Raw genomic sequence first — 6,501 nt, forward strand, 5'->3', positions numbered from 1 at the left:
AACCGTTCTTAAAAATCTTCTCTTAAAGAAATTTTCAAGGGTTGTTGTTGTCTATTGTTCAGTTATCAAGGTTCTTTGTTTGTGTCGTTCTTTTCAAGCGACAGCTTTTATATTCTATCAAAAGCTTTTGTCTTTGTCAAGAACTTTTTTATTTTTCTTTGTCGCTCTTTTCGAGCTTTCCTTTGCTGTCTCACGCGACAGCTTGTTTAGGATATCACTTTCAGAACTCTTTGTCAACAACTTTTTTGATTTATTTTTCAATCATTTCATTGATTTTTAAATCTTCCAGTTTCCTTCCGATCAAGAATATCCCGCCTCCGCGTCTTCTTTTATCTTCCGTTCCTCTGTTGTTTTCTTTGCTGTTCCTCAGCGATGAAAGTTATCTTATCACAGCTGTTTTTAATTGTCAATGTTTTTTATATATTTCATGCAATTCAGAATATTCTGAAAAATTAGTATCTGCGTTCCCCGACCCTAACAGATTTTGCAAGCTTGCTTGCAATAAACTGGTAGGAGTGGAGAACATAGGGCGAATGCCCTTAATAGTCAAAACACAAAAGAGACCATGCTCATCAACATAGTCCCTCTCTTATACTATTTTATTTTCTTTTCAACTTTCTCTCGGAAGACGTTCGTACAACCATGTCATACGTTTCAATCTCTTCACCGTCTCTTCATCAAACTGTCCTTTCTCCATTCTCCAGGTCCAGTTTCCGCCAAGTGTAGACGGTACATTGATTCTTGCCTTGCCGTCCAGGTTCAGTAAATCCTGCATTGGTGTCACGCAAAGATTGGCCTTGCTACTCATTGCAAGTCGGATGAAATCCCACGCCAGATCATCTTCATCCAGGCGTTGTGCATTCATATACTCTTTTGCAAAGTCTCGCGTTGCTTTATCTGTACTGTGATACCATCCTCTTGTTGTATCATTATCATGCGTACCCGTATATACAACACTGTTTTCCGGATAATTATGCGGGAGATATGCAGAGCCTCCATTTGGATCAAATGCAAACTGTATTACTTTCATTCCCGGGAATCCACTGTCAGACAACATCTGAAGTACACTTTCTGTCAGGAATCCAAGGTCTTCTGCAATAATATTCAATTTGCCAAGTTTTTCTTCAATTGTACGGAACAGATCCATTCCCGGGCCAGGCATCCATGTTCCATCCACTGCTGTCTTATTTCCATAAGGAATGGAATAATATTCGTCAAATCCACGGAAATGATCAATTCTTACTACATCATATAATTTGAGACAATGACGGATTCTCTTAATCCACCAGTCGTATTCTGTCTTTTTATGATATTCCCAATTATACAGCGGATTGCCCCACAACTGTCCTGTTGCAGAAAAATCATCCGGAGGACATCCTGCTACTGCCACCGGATTATTCTCTTCATCAAACTGGAATAACTCCGGAGATGCCCATGTATCTGCACCGTCAAATGCAACATAAATCGGAATATCTCCAACGATCTGAATTCCCTGTTCATTTGCATAAGCGTGAAGCTGTGACCACTGTTTATCGAATTCATACTGCTGGAATTTGTAAAAATCAATCTCTTCTGCAAGTTCTTCTCTCGCATTCTCAAGTGCTGCTTCCTCGCGGTTTTTCAGGGCTTCTTCCCATTCATTCCAGCTGATTCCACCTTTGCTGTCCTTGATTGCCATGTAAAGACTATAATCATCCAGCCAATACGCATTTTCTTTGATAAAGTTATCATATGCTTCATCTTTTTCGAAACGCTCAAATGCCTTTTTCAGCACTTTAAATCTTGAATTGTAAATTTTCTCGTAATCAATACTGTCTGCCTGCTCTCCAAAATCATACACTTTACATTCTTTTTTTGTCAGAAGTCCTTCTTTGATCAGTGTCTTCAGATCAATAAAATATGGATTTCCAGCATATGTGGAGAAAGACTGGTACGGGGAATCCCCGTATCCAGTCGGTCCAAGCGGCAGAATCTGCCAGTAACTCTGTCCAGCCTCTTTTAACTGATCAATAAATTTATACGCTTCTTTTGAGAAACAGCCAATTCCGTATTTTGATGGCAATGAAAATACCGGTAATAATACTCCGCTCGCTCTTTTCACGTTCTTCTCCTCCTCTTACAGATGCCAGATATCTCTGTTGTACTCTTCGATTGTTCTGTCAGATGAGAAATACCCTGCTTTCGCAATATTTACAAGTGCTTTCTTAGCCCATGTTTTCTGATCTGCATAAGCTCTCAATGCTTCTTCTTTCTTTTCTTTATAGCTGTCAAAGTCAAGAAGAGTCATGAACCAGTCTTTACTGATAATCTCATGCTGCAGTCTCTCAAGATTCTCTTTCTCTCCAACTTTCAGAACTTCCTCGCTTGTAATAAAGTCAATTGCTGCCTTGATCGCAGGATTCTTCTCATAGAAATCTCTTGCGACATAATCAGCCTTTGCATAATGCTCGATTACTTCATCGCTGGAAGCACCGAATACAAAAATGTTATCGTTTCCAACGAGTTCATGAATCTCAACATTTGCTCCATCCTCTGTTCCGAGTGTTACAGCTCCGTTCAGCATGAATTTCATATTACCTGTTCCACTGGCTTCTTTAGATGCAAGTGAAATCTGCTCGGAAATATCACAAGCCGGAATTAATTTTTCAGCCTTTGTTACATTATAGTTCTCAACCATAACAACCTTCAGGTATGGACTTACCTCTGGATCATTGTTGATAATCTCCTGCAGGCAGAGAATCAGGTGAATAATATCTTTTGCGATTACATAAGCCGGTGCTGCCTTCGCTCCAAAGATTGCTGTCACTGGTGCAGCCGGAATCTTTCCTGCTTTGATCTCAAGATATTTATCAATGATATATAATGCATTCAGCTGCTGACGTTTGTACTCGTGCAGACGTTTGATCTGAATATCAAAGATTGTATCAGGGCTTACTTTTACTCCCTGTGTCTCTTCCAGATATTTGCACAGTGCCTCTTTATTTGCATGTTTGATCTCTACTAATCTGTCGAGAACCTTATCATCATCCTTAAATGCAAGAAGTTTCTCAAGTTCTGCTGCATCTTTCTTGTATCCCTCTCCGATCAGTTCATCAAGAAGCTCTGTGAGAGTCGGATTACAATGCAGTAACCAGCGACGGAATGTAATACCATTTGTCTTATTGTTAAACTTCTCCGGATAAATCTTGTAGAAATTATTCAGTTCTGTCTCTTTCAGAATCTCTGTATGAAGAGAAGCAACACCGTTTACACTGAATCCGTAATGGATATCAATATGTGCCATATGAACTGTATCATTTCTGTCAATAATAGAAACGCTTTCATCTTCATATTTTCTTCTTACTTTATCATCCACACTTCGATGATCGGCATCAGCTGCGGAACTACCTTCTTCAGGTAATATACAGGCCATTTTTCCAGTGCCTCTGCAAGGATTGTATGATTTGTGTATGCACATGTCTTAGAAACAACTTCGATCGCCTCATCCATGTCTAATCCTCTCTCTACAAGAAGACGGATCAGTTCCGGAATTACCATTGTCGGGTGAGTATCATTGATCTGGATCACTGCATAATCAGCAAGATCATGAAGGTTGCATCCCTTTGCTGTACATTCATCAAGAATCAGCTGTGCTCCTGCACTTACCATGAAATACTGCTGATAGATTCGAAGCAGTCTTCCGTTCTCATCACTATCATCTGGATATAAGAAAAGTGTCAGGTTCTTCTCGATGTCTTCTTTATTAAAAGCAATTCCATCCTCTACGATTGTCTCATCTACAGAGTCAATATCAAAGAGATGTAATTTATTTGTCTTATTGTTATATCCTGTTACTTCAATATCATACATTCTCGCATTTACATTAAGTCCTTTGAAAGATACCGGATAAACAACATCTGTCTTTTTCAGCCAGGATTTTTCTTCAATCCATGGATTCGGAGTTTCTCTCTGAAGGTTATTTTTAAACTCCTGTTTGAAAAGTCCAAGATGATAGTTCAGTCCGACACCGTCTCCTGCAAGTCCAAGTGTTGCGATTGAATCAAGGAAACATGCTGCCAGTCGTCCAAGTCCACCATTACCAAGTGATGGTTCTGGCTCTACTTCTTCGATTTCTGCAATGTTCTTACCGTTCTGTGCAAGCACATCTTTTACTTCATTAAAAATACCAAGATTGATCATATTGTTAGAAAGCAGTTTTCCAATCAGGAATTCTGCGGAAATATAGTACAGTTTTTTCTTACTATCTGTACGTTCCTTTTCTCCTGCCATTTCCTGCACCATACTAAGAAGTGCTCCGTAGATTTCTTCATTGGAAGCCTGTGCAATCTCTTTACCAAGTTTCTGCTGTAATGTTTCCTGAATGTTCATTTGAATAATCTCCCTTCAAATCTGATTCTGTTTTTATGTTACATACTTTGTTTCTTTGTTTTCAACTTATGATTGTATTTTAATACGATTATCTTCAAATATCTTGCAATATACTTGCACTTTATTGTACAATACTATCATCCTAATGATTCAATCCAGTTTAACAGATTTGTCAGATAATATTTAATCGAAAGGATCTCATTTTTGTATGAACATTAACGAATATCAGAATTACCATGAAACAAAAGCACATACATCCGCAGAATTTCCTTATAATACTTATCTCTGCTCAATCCCTCTCGATTTTCCTGGGGTTCCGCCTCACTGGCACGACGAATTGGAACTTGTTGTCATCAAAAAAGGGCAGGGTTTTGTTTCTGTAGACTTTGATAAACGCCTGGTGCACAGTGGAGAGATTGTCATGATCCGTCCCGGATGCCTCCACGCCATCGAACAGGATGATACTTTTAAAATGGAATATGAAAATATTATTTTCAAACCAGATTTACTTTCTTCCGGGGCAAACGATCTGTGCATGCTTCAATACATTATGCCGCTTCTTGACGGTTCTCTATCTGTAGAATACTTTCTCACTCCGGCACTTGAATCTTTTGAAGCCTTAAGCAATTGTATCCGACAGATTGACCTAGTCTGTGCTGATCAGACACCTGGATGGCAGCTTGCTGTGAAAAGTTCTCTGTTCAACTTTTTCTTTCTTCTGATCTCTGAAAGTCAGAAAAAAACAGTCTCCACTTCCTCCGATTCCAAATCTTTGGAGAAAATGAAAACTGTTTTAAAATACGTAGAAAATCATTATACTGAAAAACTAACGATTGATGACATGGCCGAACTTACTTATTATAGTAAATCCCATTTCATGAAGTTCTTCAAAGCCCACATGGGAACCGGATTTACCGAATACTTGAACGATTACCGTCTTACAATGGCTGCACGACTTTTAAAATCATCTGATGAATCCATTCTGATGATCGCAGAATCAAGTGGCTTTGATAACCTGTCCTATTTCAACCGTATTTTCAAGAGAAAATATGGTAGTTCTCCTGGAGCTTACAGGAAAGCATAGTAGCTATCCAGAAACAATCATGAGTGATAATACAGTTCGATCGGATCAATCGGATCAAATGGATGTTCTTCTTCCATTTTCTTATTCCGTCCACGACGTTTCATCAGCTCACCACTCTTATTGTATACCCAGAAGGAATATACAAGAAGCTTATTCACTTTTCCAATCTTCTCTTTTGTCGTCTTATTGTAATAGACACCACCTGTCTTGAATGCGGTCTTCTTATGAATCAGAGAAATCAGCTCCGTCTCTGTTTTGACCGGTTCCGGCAAGATCGTATATGCCCGTCCGACACAGTCCGTCTTGTGGGAATCACTTCCACCGGTCATTACCTTTCCGTACTTCTCCGCTAGCTTTAAAGCCCCGGCATTGGAATCCTCGGTTCACAACAATTGAATGTCTCAATAAAATCGAATCGTTTAACAATCTCAGGTGAGAGGTAGTATCTTCTCGCATGAGTGAAGCTCATGTACTTTTCTCCGCATGGATGTGCCGGTCCCAAAACTCCACCATTGCGATGAACCAAATCGATCAGAAGTGCAAGCGGCATTCCACGCATCTCAAGTAGACGCATCTTTACACCCTCCGGCATAATTACAAGAATATGCCCTGCATCTCTCGTATCATATTCAATTCCTTTGAGTACCACAAAATCTGTATGTTTCTTTCCTTTTAAATTCTTCTTCCAGTAGCGGTAGCCATTATATGTGTCGTGATCCGTGATCACCATTCCCTGAAATCCGTGTTCCTTGAGTATCGTGATATACTCCTCAATCCCTACCCTGCTGTCTATGGACCCCTCTTTCACGTGACAGTGCATGTCTATCTTCATATTTGAGTCCTCCTTTTCCGCAGTCCTGATTTTGTCAAAAAGTACTATGTGGTCTAACTTTATTTTCGTTCTTTATAAAGACTGCTTATTGATAAATTCATTATACCGCGTTTATATAGGAGTGACAAGCCATCTTAATTATAGTATTTATTTTTCAAAAATGAAATTTCAAATTACTTTTCATCTATACTTTTATAGCCAAATCAGGAGTTTGACA

At 39.1% G+C, this 6,501-nt stretch carries 5 protein-coding genes and 1 pseudogene; 2 read left to right on the forward strand and 4 right to left on the reverse strand.

Going from position 1 to position 6,501, the window contains the following annotated elements; genetic code table 11:
• Positions 1–280, forward strand: a 280-nt coding sequence (locus DXB52_RS16395) for a hypothetical protein (RefSeq protein ID WP_207661765.1), incomplete at its 5' end; no start/stop codon positions are given.
• 330 nt (positions 281–610) lie between these two features.
• Here DXB52_RS16395 and malQ read toward each other — a convergent pair.
• Together malQ and DXB52_RS14585 are read right to left on the reverse strand one after the other, a co-directional pair.
• Positions 611–2,101, reverse strand: a complete 1,491-nt coding sequence (gene malQ / locus DXB52_RS14580) for a 4-alpha-glucanotransferase (RefSeq protein ID WP_118107922.1) — start codon at positions 2,099–2,101, stop codon at positions 611–613.
• A 15-nt stretch (positions 2,102–2,116) separates the two neighbouring features.
• Positions 2,117–4,368, reverse strand: a pseudogene (locus DXB52_RS14585) (glycogen/starch/alpha-glucan phosphorylase).
• A 208-nt stretch (positions 4,369–4,576) separates the two neighbouring features.
• Here DXB52_RS14585 and DXB52_RS14590 point away from each other — a divergent pair.
• Positions 4,577–5,452 (forward strand): AraC family transcriptional regulator, encoded by an 876-nt coding sequence (locus tag DXB52_RS14590; protein WP_118107924.1) that lies wholly within the window; start codon positions 4,577–4,579, stop codon positions 5,450–5,452.
• A 17-nt stretch (positions 5,453–5,469) separates the two neighbouring features.
• Here DXB52_RS14590 and DXB52_RS17550 read toward each other — a convergent pair whose 3' ends face one another.
• A complete protein-coding gene (locus DXB52_RS17550; RefSeq protein WP_472520402.1) occupies positions 5,470–5,781 on the reverse strand; it encodes a PHP-associated domain-containing protein in 312 nt (103 codons plus the stop codon).
• Between the two features lie 26 nt (positions 5,782–5,807).
• Positions 5,808–6,284, reverse strand: a complete 477-nt coding sequence (locus tag DXB52_RS17555; protein WP_472520404.1) for a PHP domain-containing protein — start codon at positions 6,282–6,284, stop codon at positions 5,808–5,810.
• Between the last annotated feature and the right edge of the window lie 217 nt (positions 6,285–6,501).

Origin of the sequence: Ruminococcus sp. OM04-4AA (assembly GCF_003462585.1) — a bacterium.
GTDB classification, from domain to species: domain Bacteria; phylum Bacillota; class Clostridia; order Lachnospirales; family Lachnospiraceae; genus Mediterraneibacter; species Mediterraneibacter faecis.

Bases quoted from the DNA above. Each gene is read 5' to 3' on its own strand.
- DXB52_RS14590 (WP_118107924.1), top strand. From the start codon at position 4,577: ATGAACATTAACGAATATCAGAATTACCATGAAACAAAAGCACATACA.
- DXB52_RS17550 (WP_472520402.1), bottom strand. From the start codon at position 5,781: ATGACCGGTGGAAGTGATTCCCACAAGACGGACTGTGTCGGACGGGCA.
- DXB52_RS17555 (WP_472520404.1), bottom strand. From the start codon at position 6,284: ATGAAGATAGACATGCACTGTCACGTGAAAGAGGGGTCCATAGACAGC.